At 40.3% G+C, this 16,748-nt stretch carries 23 protein-coding genes; 18 read left to right on the plus strand and 5 right to left on the minus strand.

Features of this window, described 5'->3' with window-relative positions:
* Positions 1-28: 28 nt before the first annotated feature.
* The 18 genes from rplR to rpsI all read left to right on the plus strand — a co-directional run bounded on the left by rplR (position 29) and on the right by rpsI (position 11,510).
* Positions 29-391 carry a 50S ribosomal protein L18 gene (rplR, locus tag HPT25_RS08675; RefSeq protein WP_173062696.1) on the plus strand — a complete coding sequence of 121 codons (363 nt, stop codon included), beginning with the start codon at positions 29-31 and terminating at the stop codon, positions 389-391.
* Between the two features lie 24 nt (positions 392-415).
* Positions 416-916 (plus strand): 30S ribosomal protein S5, encoded by a 501-nt coding sequence (gene rpsE, locus HPT25_RS08680; RefSeq protein ID WP_173062699.1) that lies wholly within the window; start codon positions 416-418, stop codon positions 914-916.
* Between the two features lie 13 nt (positions 917-929).
* Positions 930-1,112 carry a 50S ribosomal protein L30 gene (gene rpmD / locus HPT25_RS08685; protein WP_173062701.1) on the plus strand — a complete coding sequence of 61 codons (183 nt, stop codon included), beginning with the start codon at positions 930-932 and terminating at the stop codon, positions 1,110-1,112.
* A gap of 33 nt (positions 1,113-1,145) precedes the next feature.
* Complete coding sequence (gene rplO / locus HPT25_RS08690; protein ID WP_173062703.1) at positions 1,146-1,586, plus strand: 50S ribosomal protein L15; 441 nt, start codon at positions 1,146-1,148, stop codon at positions 1,584-1,586.
* Positions 1,586-2,881: a preprotein translocase subunit SecY gene (gene secY, locus HPT25_RS08695; protein ID WP_173062705.1), complete on the plus strand. Its 1,296-nt coding sequence runs from the start codon at positions 1,586-1,588 to the stop codon at positions 2,879-2,881. The genes rplO and secY overlap by 1 nt, the downstream gene beginning before the upstream one ends.
* A 70-nt stretch (positions 2,882-2,951) precedes the next feature.
* A complete protein-coding gene (locus HPT25_RS08700; RefSeq protein WP_173062707.1) occupies positions 2,952-3,602 on the plus strand; it encodes an adenylate kinase in 651 nt (216 codons plus the stop codon).
* A gap of 288 nt (positions 3,603-3,890) precedes the next feature.
* On the plus strand, positions 3,891-4,109 hold the full coding sequence (gene infA / locus HPT25_RS08705) for a translation initiation factor IF-1 (RefSeq protein ID WP_007085268.1): 219 nt from the start codon (positions 3,891-3,893) through the stop codon (positions 4,107-4,109).
* A gap of 36 nt (positions 4,110-4,145) precedes the next feature.
* Complete coding sequence (gene rpmJ / locus HPT25_RS08710) at positions 4,146-4,259, plus strand: 50S ribosomal protein L36 (protein ID WP_000868344.1); 114 nt, start codon at positions 4,146-4,148, stop codon at positions 4,257-4,259.
* A 23-nt stretch (positions 4,260-4,282) separates the two neighbouring features.
* The gene (rpsM, locus tag HPT25_RS08715) at positions 4,283-4,648 is read left to right on the plus strand and encodes a 30S ribosomal protein S13 (protein ID WP_173062709.1); all 366 of its coding nucleotides are present in this window, start codon (positions 4,283-4,285) and stop codon (positions 4,646-4,648) included.
* 22 nt (positions 4,649-4,670) lie between these two features.
* A complete protein-coding gene (rpsK, locus tag HPT25_RS08720) occupies positions 4,671-5,060 on the plus strand; it encodes a 30S ribosomal protein S11 (protein ID WP_173062711.1) in 390 nt (129 codons plus the stop codon).
* 175 nt (positions 5,061-5,235) lie between these two features.
* Positions 5,236-6,180, plus strand: a complete 945-nt coding sequence (locus HPT25_RS08725) for a DNA-directed RNA polymerase subunit alpha (RefSeq protein WP_173062714.1) — start codon at positions 5,236-5,238, stop codon at positions 6,178-6,180.
* A gap of 73 nt (positions 6,181-6,253) precedes the next feature.
* On the plus strand, positions 6,254-6,616 hold the full coding sequence (rplQ, locus tag HPT25_RS08730) for a 50S ribosomal protein L17 (RefSeq protein WP_173062716.1): 363 nt from the start codon (positions 6,254-6,256) through the stop codon (positions 6,614-6,616).
* Between the two features lie 424 nt (positions 6,617-7,040).
* Positions 7,041-7,880 (plus strand): energy-coupling factor ABC transporter ATP-binding protein, encoded by an 840-nt coding sequence (locus HPT25_RS08735; RefSeq protein ID WP_173062719.1) that lies wholly within the window; start codon positions 7,041-7,043, stop codon positions 7,878-7,880.
* Positions 7,856-8,725 carry an energy-coupling factor ABC transporter ATP-binding protein gene (locus HPT25_RS08740; RefSeq protein ID WP_173062722.1) on the plus strand — a complete coding sequence of 290 codons (870 nt, stop codon included), beginning with the start codon at positions 7,856-7,858 and terminating at the stop codon, positions 8,723-8,725. Before HPT25_RS08735 ends, HPT25_RS08740 begins: the two co-directional genes overlap by 25 nt.
* Positions 8,722-9,519: an energy-coupling factor transporter transmembrane component T family protein gene (locus HPT25_RS08745; protein ID WP_173062725.1), complete on the plus strand. Its 798-nt coding sequence runs from the start codon at positions 8,722-8,724 to the stop codon at positions 9,517-9,519. The genes HPT25_RS08740 and HPT25_RS08745 overlap by 4 nt, the downstream gene beginning before the upstream one ends.
* A gap of 30 nt (positions 9,520-9,549) precedes the next feature.
* A complete protein-coding gene (gene truA / locus HPT25_RS08750) occupies positions 9,550-10,290 on the plus strand; it encodes a tRNA pseudouridine(38-40) synthase TruA (protein ID WP_173062728.1) in 741 nt (246 codons plus the stop codon).
* A gap of 371 nt (positions 10,291-10,661) precedes the next feature.
* A complete protein-coding gene (gene rplM / locus HPT25_RS08755; protein WP_173062731.1) occupies positions 10,662-11,099 on the plus strand; it encodes a 50S ribosomal protein L13 in 438 nt (145 codons plus the stop codon).
* Between the two features lie 18 nt (positions 11,100-11,117).
* Positions 11,118-11,510 carry a 30S ribosomal protein S9 gene (gene rpsI, locus HPT25_RS08760; protein WP_173062734.1) on the plus strand — a complete coding sequence of 131 codons (393 nt, stop codon included), beginning with the start codon at positions 11,118-11,120 and terminating at the stop codon, positions 11,508-11,510.
* 736 nt (positions 11,511-12,246) lie between these two features.
* On the opposite strand, the gene HPT25_RS08765 is transcribed toward rpsI, so the two are convergent.
* The 5 genes from HPT25_RS08765 to HPT25_RS08785 form a co-directional block, all read right to left on the minus strand.
* Positions 12,247-12,888, minus strand: a complete 642-nt coding sequence (locus tag HPT25_RS08765) for a response regulator (protein ID WP_173062737.1) — start codon at positions 12,886-12,888, stop codon at positions 12,247-12,249.
* 11 nt (positions 12,889-12,899) lie between these two features.
* On the minus strand, positions 12,900-14,018 hold the full coding sequence (locus HPT25_RS08770) for a GAF domain-containing sensor histidine kinase (protein ID WP_173062740.1): 1,119 nt from the start codon (positions 14,016-14,018) through the stop codon (positions 12,900-12,902).
* Positions 14,019-14,475: 457 nt separating this feature from the next.
* Positions 14,476-14,820: a VOC family protein gene (locus tag HPT25_RS08775; protein WP_173062743.1), complete on the minus strand. Its 345-nt coding sequence runs from the start codon at positions 14,818-14,820 to the stop codon at positions 14,476-14,478.
* A gap of 14 nt (positions 14,821-14,834) precedes the next feature.
* Positions 14,835-15,863 (minus strand): S-adenosylmethionine:tRNA ribosyltransferase-isomerase, encoded by a 1,029-nt coding sequence (locus HPT25_RS08780; RefSeq protein ID WP_246277163.1) that lies wholly within the window; start codon positions 15,861-15,863, stop codon positions 14,835-14,837.
* Positions 15,863-16,579, minus strand: coding sequence for an SDR family NAD(P)-dependent oxidoreductase (locus HPT25_RS08785; protein ID WP_173062749.1), 717 nt, complete (start codon positions 16,577-16,579; stop codon positions 15,863-15,865). The genes HPT25_RS08780 and HPT25_RS08785 overlap by 1 nt, the downstream gene beginning before the upstream one ends.
* Between the last annotated feature and the right edge of the window lie 169 nt (positions 16,580-16,748).

Here is a 16,748-nt window from a genome sequence, read left to right on the forward strand (position 1 = left end):
CATAAAGTAAACGAAAGGAGTGACGTAAATGATTACGAAGCTTGATAAAAACGCTACTCGCAAGAAAAGACACGCTCGTGTTCGTGCGAAATTAAGCGGTACTTCAGCTCGTCCGCGTCTTAATGTGTTTCGTTCTAACCAGCATATTTATGCACAAATTATTGACGATACAAAAGGAGTTACTTTAGTAAGTGCTTCTACATTAGATAAAGAGCTTAACCTTGAATCTTCAAGCAACCTTGAAGCAGCTAAAGCGATCGGTGAATTAGTTGCTAAACGTGCAGTGGAAAAAGGGATCACTTCTATTGTCTTTGACCGTGGAGGTTACCTTTACCATGGACGTATTCAAGCATTAGCAGATGCAGCTCGTGAAAACGGATTGCAATTTTAATAGTCAAAGGAGGGACACTAAAAGATGCGTCGTATTGATCCAAACAAACTTGAACTAGAAGAACGCGTAGTTACGGTTAACCGTGTTGCGAAAGTTGTTAAAGGTGGACGTCGTTTCCGTTTCACTGCTCTTGTAGTAGTAGGAGACAAAAACGGTCATGTCGGTTTCGGTACTGGTAAAGCGCAAGAGGTACCAGATGCTATTCGTAAAGCTATCGAAGATGCAAAGAAAAACTTAGTTGAAGTACCTATGGTTGGAACAACTGTTCCTCACCAAGTTATCGGACATTTTGGTGCGGGTGAAATCTTACTTAAACCTGCTTCTGAAGGTACAGGAGTTATCGCTGGTGGTCCGGTTCGTGCGGTTCTTGAATTGGCTGGTGTACAGGATATCCTTTCTAAATCATTAGGAACCAACACTCCAATCAACATGGTTCGTGCTACTATCGATGGATTAAAACAATTAAAACGTGCTGAGGACGTAGCGAAATTACGTGGTAAATCAGTAGAAGAACTGTTAGGATAAGGAGGGAAATCAAATGGCGAATAAACTTGTAATTACCCTCACTCGCAGTGTAATTGGTCGCCCTGAGGACCAACGCGAAACAGTTAAAGCACTAGGTTTACGTAAACTTAATCAAACAGTTGAGCATCAGGATAACGCGGCTATTCGCGGTATGATCAATAAAGTTGCTCACCTTGTATCAGTTAAAGAACAATAATCAAATTGTTTTCTTTCATAAGGAGGTGCCAAAATGAAACTTCATGAATTAAAGCCTGCAGAAGGTTCTCGTAAAGAACGTAAACGTTTAGGACGTGGTATTGGATCAGGTCAAGGTAAAACTGCCGGTAAGGGTCATAAAGGTCAAAATGCCCGTTCAGGCGGCGGTGTACGTCCTGGTTTTGAAGGTGGTCAAACTCCTTTATTCCGTCGTTTACCTAAACGTGGTTTCACCAACATCAGCCGTAAAGAGTATGCGATTGTGAACCTTGATGTATTAAATCGCTTCGAAGACGGTACTGAAGTTACTCCAGAACTTCTAATCGAAACTGGTGTTGTTAGTAACGAAAAAGCAGGGATCAAAATTCTTGCAAAAGGGAATGTAGAGAAAAAGTTGACTGTTAAAGCTCACAAATTCTCCTCTGCTGCTAAGGAAGCGATCGAAGCTGCTGGTGGAACTACTGAGGTGATCTAATGTTCCAGACAATCTCCAATTTTATGCGCGTGGGTGAAATAAGACGTAAGATCATATTCACCCTTTTAATGTTAATAGTATTCCGCATTGGTACGTTTATCCCTGTTCCGAGTATTAATGCCGATATATTAGCTAGTCAAGATAAATTAAGTGTATTTGGTATATTAAATACCTTTGGCGGTGGAGCATTGAGAAAATTCTCCATCTTTGCTATGGGAATTATGCCATATATCACAGCATCCATTATCATTCAATTACTGCAAATGGATGTTGTTCCAAAGCTAACAGAGTGGTCTAAGCAGGGAGAAGCGGGCCGTCGGAAGACAGCGCAATTGACGCGTTATTTGACGGTTGTACTCGGATTTATTGAAGCATTAGGAATGTCTTATGGATTTAATAACTTAGCCAGCGGCCAGTTAATTGTAAATCCAGGTATAGGTACTTATTTATTAATTGCTGTCGTTTTAACAGCTGGTACTTCATTTTTAATGTGGCTTGGGGAGCAGATAACCGAAAAAGGTGTTGGAAACGGAATTTCGATCATCATCTTTGCAGGTATCGTAGCCAATATCCCAACAACAGTAAATCAATATATCGCTCAGCAATTTACGAATGTAGGGAATGCTTTATTCATTCGAATCGTAACTGTTGTCATTATTGCTCTTGTGATTATTGCTATTTTTGTTGGCGTTATTTTTATCCAGCAAGCTAATCGGAAAATTCCGATTCAATATGCGAAGCGTATGACAGCTGGTCGTACACCGGTTGGCGGTCAATCAACTCATATGCCTTTAAAAGTTAATGCAGCAGGTGTTATCCCAGTTATTTTTGCGATTTCGTTTATTATAACGCCAAGAACAATTGCACAGTTTTTCCCTACAAACAGTGTGACAACTTGGATTATAAATGTATTTGATTATTCTAAACCTATTGGAATGATCATGTATGCTGCTTTAATTATCGCATTTACTTATTTCTATGCCTTTATTCAAGTTAACCCTGAACAAGCAGCGGAAAACTTGCAAAAGCAAAGCGGCTATATCCCGGGTATACGCCCAGGTAAAAGCACGCAAGAATATTTAACGCGCGTTTTATATCGTTTAACTTTTGTTGGTTCCATTTTCCTTGCCATTATTGCCGTGCTGCCGATGCTGTTTATTCAATTTGCGAATTTGCCGCAAACAGCACAAATTGGCGGAACCAGCTTGCTGATTGTAGTCGGTGTTGCACTTGATACGTATAAACAACTTGAAGCTCAATTAGTTAAACGTCATTATAAAGGGTTTATTAAATAGAGGGTTTTGTGGTGGGGCCCATATTGAGGGCGCCCCAAAATCCTATCTTTTAGCACGAGGGGGAATACGTGTGAACTTAGTATTAATGGGGCTGCCAGGTGCCGGTAAAGGTACTCAGGCTGAAAAAATTGTTGAACAATACGGTATCCCTCATATTTCTACTGGAGATATGTTCCGTGCAGCTATGAAAGAAGGTACAGAACTAGGGCTAAAGGCGAAGTCTTTCATGGATAAAGGCGAGCTTGTTCCTGATGAGGTTACGATCGGAATTGTTCGGGAACGATTAGCAAAGCAAGACTGTGAAAAAGGATTTCTACTGGATGGCTTCCCTAGAACAGTACCTCAGGCAGAAGCGTTAGAAGCGTTATTGACAGAACTAGAGAAAAAAATTGATTTTGTCATTAATATTAACGTTGATAAAAGTATTTTAATGGAACGTTTGACAGGACGCCGGATTTGTAAAGATTGTGGTTCTACTTATCATCTTGTATTTAATCCACCTGCAAAAGAGGGCATTTGCGATCGTTGCGGCGGAGAGCTTTATCAGCGTGCAGATGATAACGCAGAAACTGTACAAAACCGCTTAGATGTGAACATCAAACAACAAGAACCATTATTGAATTTTTATGAGACAAAAGGTTATTTACGTACAATTGATGGACAGCAGGACATTAAAATAGTATTTGCTGACATTCAAGACCTGCTCAGGAGCTTAGCTTAATGTTTGAAAGCAAACTCCATGAAAATCAGGCATATGACTCTCGTATCTCTCATTAAAACAAAAGTATGTGAATGAAATGGCTTTTCGATTGTACTCTAGTATGTAGGACCGAGAGTTGGGCAAGACTTACATGTGGGCACAAATTATTCCTCATAATGTAGAAATTACTTGCGGACAAATAACAAACAATGTGTTAAAATTGTAAGGTTGCTATTTCTGTACGAATGATAAGGCCTGATCTTAACAATTCTCAAACACTATTTTTGAAAAAGAAGGGAGACGAGACCTGTGGCCAAAGATGATGTAATTGAAATAGAAGGGAAAGTTATAGAGACTTTGCCTAATGCGATGTTTAAGGTAGAATTGGAAAATGGTCATACTGTGCTGGCTCATGTTTCCGGAAAGATCAGAATGCATTTTATCCGCATTCTGCCGGGTGATAAGGTAACTGTTGAGCTTTCTCCATATGACTTAACACGCGGAAGAATCACTTACCGTTTTAAATAATCAACTGCACTCCGTACTATCAAGGAGGTTAGGATAATGAAAGTAAGACCATCTGTTAAACCGATCTGCGAAAAGTGCAAAGTTATTCGTAGACGCGGAAAAGTAATGGTGATCTGTGAAAACCCTAAACATAAACAAAAACAAGGTTAATTTTGAAGGAGGTGCTTTAATAAATGGCACGTATTGCTGGTGTGGACATTCCACGTGAAAAGCGTGTAGTGATCTCTTTAACTTATATTTTTGGAATTGGTAAAAAGACTGCACAAAAGGTCTTGGCAGAAGCAGGTGTTTCTGAAGACACTCGTGTACGTGATTTAACGGAAGATGAATTAAACAAAATCCGTGATATTCTTGATAAATTAAAAGTTGAAGGTGACCTTCGCCGTGAAGTTTCACTTAACATTAAGCGTCTAATGGAAATCGGCTGCTACCGCGGTCTTCGTCATCGTCGTGGTTTACCGGTTCGTGGACAAAACACGAAAAACAACGCTCGTACACGCAAAGGTCCTCGTAAGACTGTTGCGAACAAGAAAAAGTAATCGGTAAAGGAGGTTAATTTAAATGGCACGTAAAACGAATACTCGTAAACGTCGGGTTAAAAAGAATATTGAAGCTGGTGTTGCACATATCCGTTCAACATTCAACAATACAATCGTAACAATTACTGATGTTCATGGAAACGCAATTTCTTGGTCAAGTGCTGGTGCGCTTGGATTTAAAGGTTCTCGTAAATCTACTCCATTCGCAGCACAAATGGCTGCTGAAACTGCGGCTAAAGCATCTATGGAACACGGAATGAAAACTTTAGAAGTAACGGTTAAAGGACCTGGTGCAGGTCGTGAAGCTGCTATTCGTGCACTTCAAGCTGCAGGCCTTGAGGTTACTGCTATTAAAGACGTTACACCTGTTCCACATAACGGCTGCCGTCCGCCAAAACGTCGTCGCGTTTAATTTTTCTGTATAGAACTCGTATTGTATGTCTATAATGGGATATGATATGAATTTTTTCATTGATTATACAGAAGATTAATTCCAGTTGTTGTGCACAAACGGGAACGTATAAATGGGGGAATTTCGGTTAGTAAGCTTCTAATCGAGTTTCGACGTTTTGAAGGAGGGTTAATTGATGATCGAAATAGAAAAACCAAAAATCGAAACGGTTGAGATCAGCGATGATGCCAAATACGGAAAGTTCGTTGTAGAGCCACTTGAGCGTGGATATGGTACCACTTTGGGTAACTCCTTACGTCGTATCCTATTATCTTCACTCCCAGGTGCCGCTGTTACTTCGATTCAGGTCGATGGGGTACTTCATGAGTTCTCAACAATTGAAGGCGTCGTGGAGGATGTTACATCCATCATTTTAAACATTAAAAAAATTGCTTTAAAAATCTATTCTGACGAAGAAAAAACCTTAGAAATTGATGTTCAAGGTGAAGGTCCTATTACTGCAGGGAATATTACTCATGACAGTGATGTTGAGATTTTAAATCCAGATCTTCATATTGCTACATTAGGCTCTAATGGGCATCTTCGCATGAGATTAACGGCAAGACGCGGTCGCGGATATACGCCAGCGGATCAAAACAAGCGTGAAGACCAGCCTATTGGTGTCATTCCAATTGATTCAATTTACACGCCTGTTGCCCGTGTGTCTTATCAGGTAGAAAATACGCGTGTAGGTCAATTATCAAACTATGATAAGCTGACGCTTGATGTGTGGACTGATGGAAGCACTGGTCCAAAAGAAGCAATTGCTCTTGGTTCAAAAATATTAACCGAGCATTTGAACATCTTCGTAGGTTTGACTGATGAAGCGCAAAATGCTGAAATTATGATTGAAAAAGAAGAAGACCAAAAAGAAAAAGTTCTAGAAATGACAATTGAGGAACTCGATCTTTCTGTTCGTTCTTATAACTGCCTAAAACGTGCAGGCATCAATACTGTTCAGGAATTAGCTAATAAAACTGAAGAAGATATGATGAAAGTGCGTAATTTAGGACGCAAATCACTTGAAGAAGTGAAGGCAAAACTAGAAGAGCTTGGATTGGGCTTACGCAAAGACGACTAGACATTTCTTGATGCTAGAATCTTTTTAGTAGATACAATCCGTTTGATGACTTCAAAAAAGGAGGGAACCCTTCATGGCATACAGAAAGTTAGGACGTACAAGCGCACAGCGTAAAGCAATGCTGCGTGATTTAACAACAGATTTAATCATCAACGAACGCATTGAAACAACAGAAACGCGTGCGAAAGAACTTCGTTCAACAGTTGAAAAAATGATCACTTTAGGCAAACGTGGTGATTTACATGCACGCCGCCAAGCTGCTGCATTTGTTCGCAATGAAGTAGCTAATGCTGAAAATGGTCAAGATGCTTTACAAAAACTTTTCACTGATATCGCTCCACGTTACCAAGAGCGCCAAGGTGGATATACTCGTATCATGAAGCTTGGTCAACGTCGCGGTGACGGTGCACCAATGGTGATTATTGAGTTAGTTTAATATCTTTTCACAGACAACAAGGGCGTGGACAGTTTAAAATCAAACTTGTTCTCTGCCCTTTTTCTGTAGTGAATTCCATATTCTTTTAGAACCAAGCCAAAACGAGTGTTATGATGAGCGTAACTCCAATTGATTGGAGAAATATTAAGTGGTGATCGTCATTTTAATTGTTTAAGATTTGATGTTACTTTAATTTATTTCGCATTGATATAGATGCGTTATTTACGACTCGTCTAGCTCATGCACCTCCTCCCATTTCTATTATAGAAATTCTTTTTGCAGCTGAAACGCGTTTGCTGCCAGGGACGAGGTGCAGGCTTTTTTTGCTATAGAGGGATTTTTCCCTAGTGTTTAAAGTGATTTTAGACAGTTTATTAGAGACAATTATGAGTTGAGTACAGACTAGCTAGGGGAGAATTGTGCGATGGAAAAGTCAATTGTTTCTCTTAAGGAAGTTTCTTTTCAATATGATTCCCAAGAACACTATGCCTTAAAAAATGTATCCTTCGACATCAATGAAGGAGAGTGGCTTGCAATTGTTGGTCATAACGGTTCAGGGAAATCTACCATGGCTAAGCTTTTAAATGGATTGCAATTTCCGCAAAATGGGGAAATAACGGTCTGCGGATTGAAGCTTGAAGAGGAGTCCATATGGGAAATAAGAAAAAAAATTGGCATGGTGTTTCAAAATCCTGATAATCAGTTTGTTGGGACTACTGTTGAAGATGATGTGGCTTTTGGGTTAGAAAATAACGGAATCCCGAGAGAAGAAATGATCCAAAGAGTCCAAGATTCATTAAGAAAGGTAAAAATGGATCAATTTCTGCATCAAGAGCCCCACCATCTATCAGGTGGACAAAAGCAGCGAGTCGCTATTGCTGGTGTACTTGCATTGAGACCGGCCATTATTATTCTGGATGAAGCAACATCCATGCTCGACCCAAGAGGCAGAACAGAAGTCTTGGAGACTGTCAGGGCATTAAAAGCGGAAAGATTACTTACGGTTATCTCTATTACTCATGATTTGGAAGAAGCAGCTAAAGCGGATCGGATAATTGTCATGAATAAAGGAGAGGTTTTTTGTGAAGGAACACCTGAAGAAATTTTTTCAATGGATGAACAATTGATTCAATTAGGGCTGGATATTCCGTTTTCGGTAAAAATGAGTAAAGCGTTTCGAAAACAAGGGTTTGAACTATCCAAGCATTATTTATCAGAAGAAGAGTTGGTGAAAGAGCTATGGACATCTCACTCTCACATGTAGAATACCGCTACCAGGCTAAGACACCATTTGAAAGAATTGCGATTCAAGATGTAACCATTGATATTCCTTCAGGAACCTATTTGGCTGTAATTGGCCATACCGGTTCAGGAAAATCTACGGTTTTGCAGCATTTGAATGCCCTTCTTCAGCCTACAGAGGGAATAGTTAAGATTGGCAATCAAGAAATCAAAGCTCATCAGAAAAATAAGCATTTAAAACCAGTCAGACAAAAAGTCGGGATTGTTTTTCAATTCCCGGAGCATCAATTGTTTGAGGAAACTGTGGAGAAAGATATCATTTTTGGTCCGATGAATTTTGGTGTTTCTGAGGAAGAAGCAAAGGAACGTGCACGATTTGCTTTAAAGCAAGTGGGGCTTGGTGAGGAAGTTTTATTAAAATCACCTTTTGACCTTTCTGGCGGACAAATGCGTCGTGTAGCGATTGCAGGTGTATTGGCAATGGGTCCTGAAGTGATCGTTTTGGATGAACCAACAGCGGGATTAGATCCCCGGGGCCGTAAAGAAATCATGGACATGTTTTATTCTCTTCATCAAGAAAGAGGACTTTCTACAATATTAGTCACGCACAGCATGGAAGATGCAGCCAGATACGCGAATCAAATTGTCATCATGCAGCAAGGCAGAGTTGTAAACAAAGGCACTCCTGAAGAGATATTTTCTGCACCGGAAGAATTAATGAAAATGGGATTGGATGTTCCAGAGGTTGTTCGATTTCAATTATTGCTTGAGGAAAAAATGGACTTGAAGTTGGAGAAAACTTATTTAACGATTGGTGAGTTATCAGAAGCTGCAGCCACCCTTTTAAAAGGGGGAATTCGGCCATGATGGAAAAAATGATTTTTGGTCGCTATGTCCCGGCAGATTCATCTATTCACAAAATGGATTCGCGTTCAAAGCTTCTCATCATCTTCTTGTTTGTTTGCATTATTTTTCTTGCGAATAATGGAGTCACTTACGCACTTATTGCCATTTATACTTTTTTTATGATAGCCATGTCAAGGATTCCATTCCGTTTCCTATATGGTGGACTTAAACCTGTTATTTGGCTAGTGGTGTTTACTTTTTTATTGCAGCTATTTTTTACACAGCAGGGGACCCTTTTGTACAGGTTTGGCCCAGTGAAAATTTACGAAGAAGGACTAACACAAGGATTATATATTTCTTTTCGTTTTTTCTTTTTAATTTTAATGACTTCGCTGCTAACATTGACGACTACGCCAATTGAAATTACAGATGGGTTGGAGAGTCTTTTACACCCATTAAATCGTTTGCGTTTTCCTGTTCATGAAATGGCACTGATGATGTCTATTGCCTTACGGTTTATTCCAACACTGATGGAGGAAACTGATAAAATTATGAAGGCGCAGATGGCCAGAGGCGTTGAGTTTGGCAGCGGTCCGCTGCAGGAGAGGATTAAGGCTGTCATTCCATTGTTGATTCCTTTATTTGTAAGTGCCTTTAAACGTGCGGAAGAGCTGGCGATCGCGATGGAAGCCAGAGGTTATCGCGGCGGTGAAGGGAGAACCAAGTACCGCCAGTTAAGCTGGAAAGTGGCTGATTCTCTGCAGATTGTGCTGTTGGCTGTTTTAACTGTTTTATTATTATTATTTCGATCATAATCGTCCTATTTTGTTAAATGAGGGAAATTTATGCAGAGGTACAAAGGGATTATTGCCTATGATGGCACGGATTTTTCCGGTTATCAAGTTCAGCCCAATAAACGAACTGTACAGTCTGAACTGGAAGCTGTGTTAACAAAAATGCATAAGGGCAATCATGTAAAAGTAGCTGCATCAGGGAGAACGGATGCTGGGGTTCATGCCATGGGCCAAGTTATTCATTTTGATTCACCGCTTTCGATTCCTGATGAGCGCTGGGTCCAGGCTTTAAATTCATTGCTGCCGAAGGATATTTCAGTTCTTTCTGTGAAAGAGACAGTAAATTCCTTTCATGCACGGTATGATGCGGCTGGAAAAGAATATCGTTATCGATTGTATTTGTCGGCGAAGCGGGATCCGTTTCAGCGAAATTATGCTTATCAGTATCCATACGCATTAAATATTGATGAAATGCGTAAAGCAAGTCGGTATTTTTTAGATGAACCTCATGACTATACAAGCTTTTGCTCTGCTAAAACGGAAGTTGAGGATAAAATTCGTACGATCCATTCGATTGAATTTGTACAAGAAGGGGAGCACTTAACTATTCGGTTTGTGGGAAACGGCTTTTTGTATAATATGGTCCGAATATTAGTGGGAACTCTTTTAGAGGTTGGCTCAGGTGACCGGGCTTCTGAGGAAATGCCTGCTATTTTAGAAAAGAAAGACCGCTCCGCAGCAGGGAAGACCGCTCCAGCACATGGGCTTTATCTTTGGGAAGTATTTTATTAAAGTAAGGTTAGGTTCTAGTTCACAATAGGCCGAAAAAAATGCCATCACACGCAACTAATGCTGCTTTAGTTAAACAATAAGTAAGCGAAAGCGGCTAGTGAAGGCAATTAAAGTACACTAACTACACTTTTTTATAAACAACCCAACCTGGTGTAACATTTTCTTGACAATTAGTTACCATGGCCTTATTATATTATATGTGTGTGTTTTTAAAACCACGATAAGCCCCGGAAAGTCTTCATCGTGTTTGAAAATATATATTAGCAAATTGGGCGCACAGTGGCCGTTGCTGTTGGATTCCCGGAACAGAATCGAACAGAAATTGCTTATGAAAGTGCGGAAATTATAAATGATTTTTAGGAGGGAAACTCATGCGTACAACGTTTATGGCAAATGCCAACACTATCGAGCGTAAATGGTACGTAGTTGATGCTGAGGGCAAAACTCTTGGACGTCTTGCTTCTGAAGTAGCATCAATCTTACGTGGTAAGCACAAACCAACTTATACACCACATGTTGACACTGGTGATCATGTAATTATTCTTAATGCATCTAAGATTGAATTAACTGGTAAGAAATTAACTGACAAAATCTACTACCGTCACAGCCAACACCCAGGCGGTTTAAAACAAAGAACGGCTCTTGAAATGCGTACAAATTACGCTGAAAGAATGCTTGAACTTGCTATTAAAGGCATGCTTCCAAAGAATTCCCTAGGCCGTCAAATGATCAAAAAATTACACGTATACGCTGGCGCAGAGCATCCGCACCAAGCACAAAAACCAGAAGTTTACGAACTTCGCGGTTAATGATAGGGAGGAATTAACTTGGCACAAGTTCAATACATTGGTACTGGCCGTCGTAAGAGCTCTGTCGCACGTGTGCGCTTAGTTCCAGGCACAGGTAAAATTGTTGTTAATGGTCGTGAAATCGAAGATTATATCCCATTCGAAGCTTTACGTGTTGTTGTAAGACAACCATTAGTAGCTACTGAAACAGTTGGCAGCTACGATGTTCTTGTAAACGTAAGCGGTGGTGGTTACACTGGTCAAGCTGGCGCAATCCGTCACGGTATCGCTCGTGCATTGCTTCAAGCAGATCCAGAATACCGTCCAACATTAAAACGTGCAGGCTTATTAACTCGCGACGCTCGTATGAAAGAGCGTAAAAAATACGGTCTTAAAGGTGCTCGTCGTGCACCTCAGTTCTCAAAGCGTTAATTTTCAAGCTTTGGAGGCTCTCAACCAATTTGGTTGGGAGTCTTTTTTGTTAAAAAATGAAATATCCTCAAAATAGCCATGAAAATATTTCAGACAGCTTCCCAAGGTTAAAATAATTCCCCCTTTTTTAAAACAAATATTATGATAGTTAAAATAAATGGAGTACAATAATGAAAAATCCATCCACCTTTTTACCTTTTAATCAGAAAAGTAGATAAAATTTCCCTTGGGAATAAGGGGGTATTAGACTGAATTCAAGTTTAGTCTGCCATTACAATATAAAATCACCATCTTGGTTTGCGGTTTCTGTATTTTGAGCTTATTGGTAAGCAACTTATTTATCCAGAACAATGTGGAACAAACAACTCTGGAACATATAGAAGGAAAAGCAAAAATTGTTTCAAGAACAGCTGCCATGTCTCCAATATTTATATCTAGTATGGATAAATATATTTAGGGCTTCATCCATTTCATCCGTTATCAACCTCAAATAACTGGCTATTTTCAGGACGATGATTTAAAGAAATGGATTAAAGTGAAAGCAGGAGTAGCCCAGTTTAATCCGGATAATATGGAAGCATCCTGGGCACACAGGCTTGAAAGTCTTATGAAGATTACATTCACCACTGTGGTTTATAAATATATTAAAAAATCCAGATAATCAATAAAGGACCGCAAATAGATTTTAGGCGGTCTTTTTTTATAACGAGCTGCAGCTACTATTCGAGTATCTGTATTAATCAGCTAATTGATGTCTCACCGCGTATAGTGCCGCCTGAGTCCGATCAGCAAGTTCAAGTTTTCCCAAAAGATTCGATACGTGTGTCTTAACGGTTTTTTCAGTGATAAATAAAGCGGAAGCAATTTCTTTATTGCTTTTTCCTTTGGCAATTTCTTTTAGAACATCTAACTCTCTTTTTGTTAATTCTTCGATTACCTTTTTTTCCGGCTTGCTTTTATTGGACAAATTCGCTAGCAAGTGAGTGGTAGCTTTTGGATGGAGTTGATTTTCTCCTTCCATGATTTTTTTGATGGATATAACAAGTTCATCTGGCTGAATGTCTTTTAACTGGAACCCTGATGCACCCGCTTCAAGCGCCGGAATGACATGATCCTGGTCAGAGAAACTGGTCAGCATCATAATTTTAATGTCTGGCTGTTCTTTTTTAATCATCTTGGTGGCCTGGATGCCATCAACTTTTGGCATTATCAGGTCCATAAGGATGAGATCCGGTTTAAGTGTTTTTGCCAGTTCAACGGCTTCTTTTCCATTTGCAGCTTCTCCAATAATTTCAAAATCCTTTTGGGTGCGAAGGAAAAAGACTAGTCCTCTCCTTACCACATGATGATCGTCGGCAATTAAAATGCGTATCGTCATTTATTCTCCTCCTAGAACGGAATGTAAATCTGTATTTCTGTTCCGCTTCCCGGCTTACTGTTTAATTGAAATTTCCCTTTTAATGCTTCCGTCGGTGATTTCATATTTTTTAATCCCAATGAAGGGATTTCCAGTTCTTCTTCAAAATGAAAGCCACAGCCGTTATCTTGTACTGTCATGGCGACCCCGTCCTTAGCTGTATGAAAAAATAATTTTACTACAGTGGACTGAGAGTGTTTTTTACAATTGGCCAGCGCTTCTTGTCCAATTCGCCATAAAGCTTCCTCAACTTTTCCAGGAATACTGGCAGCACCCATCACATTCGTTTCAATAGCTAGGCCCAGCATTTCAGCATAACTTCTCAAGGCGCTAATCAGCCCATTTTCCAAACCCTGCGGCCGCAGTTGCCAGATCAAGGCCCGCATTTCCCCCAGCGCCTCCTGAGCCAAATCTTGAATATAATTAAACGTTTGTTTAACTTCGGCCACTGAGGTCATTTCCACGCCAGCCCTTGCAGTAAGGCTGAGGGAAAATAAAAGCTGATTGACGGAATCATGAAGATCCCTTGCCAGGCGGTTTCGTTCAGCAATAAGTGCGGTTTCCTGTTCACGCTGAGTGAGTTTGATTCTTTTTAAAGCAGTGCCGATTTGATAGGCAACGGCTTCGAGTAATGCGAGTTCATTTTTTTCAAAATGCGTTTTATAAGGCGAGCCAACGTTTAAAAGCCCAAATCGTTCCTGTCCAGCTCCAAGCGGGACGGTAGCATGATGGGTTAGCCCGCATGTTTCTCCCGCATTCTCTTCCATTGCTTCTTCAATTCTTTTACATTCCATAATATTTGTTGCTTTCTTCAATTGATGATTATTGTATTTATTTACACACCAGCAATTGCCGAGGCACATCCTCTGTTTCGTGTTATTTGTCAGGGCAGGCGGCAGTGCTTCGTCGGCAGCGAGATGATGGGTCCCATTTTCGTCAATTAAAAAAATCCATCCTGTTTGCAGTCCAGTTACATGCAAAAGCTTTTTCAATACGCCCGACAAAATATCATTTGTATCTGTGCCTTCATTTAGGAGCTCGGCAATTTCCTTTAAAATGCTAATTTCTTCGTATTCAGCCTCTACGGACATTCATGTTCCCCTCCACCATCCCATTTCTATTGTCATTATAGTCTATAAGTTAATATTTGAATATTTGTAAAAGTCATGTAGAACAAAACGTATACAGATCTGGGGAGTACTGTCTTTCATAAGAAAAATGAAGGCCAAACCAGTGGTAGGCTAAAGTGAAACCGTCCTTCATAAGAGAAATGAAGGCCAAACCAGTGGTAGGCTAAAGTGAAACCGTCCTTCATAAGAGAGATGAAGGCCAAACCGGGGCTAGGCTAAAGTGAAACTGTCCTTCATAAGAGAGATGAAGGCCAAACCGGGGCTAGGCCAAGGTGAAACCGTCCTTCATAAGTATGATGAAGGTCAAACCCACGAACCGGAAGAAGGAAACTGTTCTTCACATGCAAGATGAGAGACAACCAAGATTAAGAAATCAGAGAAACGATCTATCCGTTACAATTTTTAGGTTTTTTCTGAATTAGGCGTTACTTCTAACCTGTAAAAACTCAATAATTTCACGGTCTGCCCCCTTGATAAAGACAGTTTCCCAGCCGTTTTCAAGCTTATACGGTCCTTCTAGGATCCGATGACTAAATCGGTTAATCACTTCTTTTAGATTGCTTACTTCAAAACAAACATGATACTCGTTCTTCTCTTGTTGGGTTGCGATTAACTCGAGACGGAAATGATCTGACACAAGAAACACGATTTCCTCCTCCATCAAAATCAATCGGCACTCTTCGTGTAATCCAAAATGATTTTTAAAAAAAGTAATCGACTCCTCTATATTTCTTACTTCCATGGCATAATGGTGAAATCGCATTTTAAGAGCTCCTCTCATAAAATGAAATTCATATCCCCGAATTCATGCCATAAGTAGCCAGATTGAACGGCCTGGGTATAGGCTTGCATTAAATATTCTTCGGGTACAAAGGCTGACAGCATATCAAGATGACTTGCCTTAGGTTCATGAAAACCAGTTATAATACCGTCGACAATTTTTAAAGAAGTGTGAGGAGCTATATATAAATTGGTCACACCTGAGAGTAGCCCCGTTTTGGCAGCAGTCTCAAGAGCCCGAACGACCGTAGTTCCAACAGCAATCACCCTGTTGCCGGATGCTTTTGCATTTCGTATCCTTTCCATCGTCTGTTCAGGAATGTTGTACTCCTCATCATTCTCTTCCGGGGACTGAGGCCATTGATCATCAAGGAAGTAGCTCAGTCCGGTATGGAGCTGGATAAAATCAAGCTGAATGTTTCTGCGTTTTAAGTCAAAAATCAATTCCCAGCTGAAGGCTCTGCCAGCTGAGGGCATCTCCACTGAGCCTGGGTGGCTGGCAAAAATCGTTTGATAATAATCTAATTCCCAGGGATGGTGAATGTATTCGTATCGTACCGGTTCTCCGAGTTCGTAGATTATATTAAGCAAGTCTGTTCCTTTTTTAGAAAATTGAATGACTTTCAAAGGTGAATTTTCTTTTTCACCGATAACCGTAGCGGATAGTTCAGCGCAAAAATGTAAATAATCACCCGTCTTTACATGGTTTGCGATAATAAGTGCTTCCCAAATGTCTTCATGCCGGCGCCTTGCTAGTCTTACTTCCAATGATTGTGCAATTTGAAGAGAGTTTCGGATCCAAGCAGCTTGTAAGACAGCAGGAATGGTTCTGCTGTTATTCAATATCACAAGGTCCCCAGGCTCGAGATAATTCGCTAAATGGAAAAAATGGTCGTGTTTAACTTCCCCTGTTAGCCGGTTCAGCACCATCATTCGAACATGATCCCTCCTTAGCCCTCGTTTTTCAGGAGGGTGAGAAGCATTCAGATCATCCGGAAGATAAAAATCCAACGCTTTTACGGCCATCATAATTCCTCCTTAGCTTGAGCTTCAAACCGTTTTCCGTTCACCTTTTTTGACCGATCCGATGCCAAATATAAAAACACGCCAACAACCTCTTCAGGTTTAGCTAATGGGTGGTCGCAATCAGGAACTGCCAACCGGTGCATATCTGTGTCCATTTCTCCCGGGTCGACCATATTTATCCGTATGTTTGTTTCGCTTAGTTCATCTGCCCATGTTTGGGTGAGTCCTTCAAGAGCGAATTTTGAAATACCATATGCGCCCCATCCAGCATAGCCTGTATGACCAGCTTCGGAGGTTACATTGATAATGGAGCCTTCATTGCGCTCCAGCATACCAGGTATGACTCTTCTGGTTACCAAAAATGGTGAAACTGTATTTACCCTTAGTACTTCTGCAAAATCTTCCTCAGGATAATCGAGGAGTAATGGCATTGGACTAGGTCCCAAAATGGAGGCATTGTTTATCAATACATCAATATGACCAAATGTTTCTTCGGTCATGGCGACGAACCGCTCTACATCCCTTGATTTGGAAATATCGGCTGTTATCGCCAACACTTCGGCCCCTAAGCTCTCAGCCTTTTCTTTTACTATTTGTAAGCTTTCCGTTGATCTTGAGCAAATAGCGAGCCTTGCACCTTCCTTGGCAAACGCGATTGTCAATGCTCTGCCCAATCCTTTGGAAGCTCCAGTAATCATCACAACTTTTTGATCCATATTTGTCATCCTCTCTTTATTCTTTATGTGTTTAGCATATCGATTTCTTACAAATATTCCCTCAATAAAAAGCTTGAACTTTTCTACAACTTTTGGATGAAAAAACGGAGAAAGGATGATTCTGGATAAAAAATTGGCAAAGGAAAAGGCAAGTGCTTTTGCATTTCTT

Origin of the sequence: Neobacillus endophyticus, assembly GCF_013248975.1 — a bacterium.
In the GTDB taxonomy this organism is placed as follows: Bacteria; Bacillota; Bacilli; order Bacillales; family Cytobacillaceae; genus Neobacillus; species Neobacillus endophyticus.